The 326-nt window shown below is 59.2% G+C and carries 1 protein-coding gene; it reads left to right on the top strand.

What is annotated here, in order from left to right; translation table 11 throughout:
• Window positions 1–326: ATP-dependent helicase C-terminal domain-containing protein (locus L692_RS29975; protein ID WP_036725144.1), on the top strand; the 326-nt coding region annotated here is incomplete at both ends.

Raw genomic sequence — 326 nt, forward strand, 5'->3', positions numbered from 1 at the left:
GAGAGCATGCTGGACTGGGAGCGGAAGCGGCGGCTCGATCAGGACGCTCCAACGCATATCGCGGTTCCCAGCGGTTCGAGGATTGCCGTTGATTACAGCAATCCGGCTGCGCCGGTGCTGGCGGTGAAGCTGCAGGAAATGTTCGGGCAGCGGGAGACGCCGCGAATTGGAAACGGAAGAGTGCCCGTTCTGCTTCATTTGCTGTCTCCGGCAAGGCGCCCGGTTCAGGTGACCGCCGATCTTGCAAGCTTCTGGAGCAACGCCTATTTTGAAGTCAAGAAAGACTTGAAGGGGCGTTACCCGAAGCATTATTGGCCGGAAGACCC

This window comes from Paenibacillus forsythiae T98 (assembly GCF_000520735.1).
GTDB lineage: Bacteria > Bacillota > Bacilli > Paenibacillales > Paenibacillaceae > Paenibacillus_AQ > Paenibacillus_AQ forsythiae.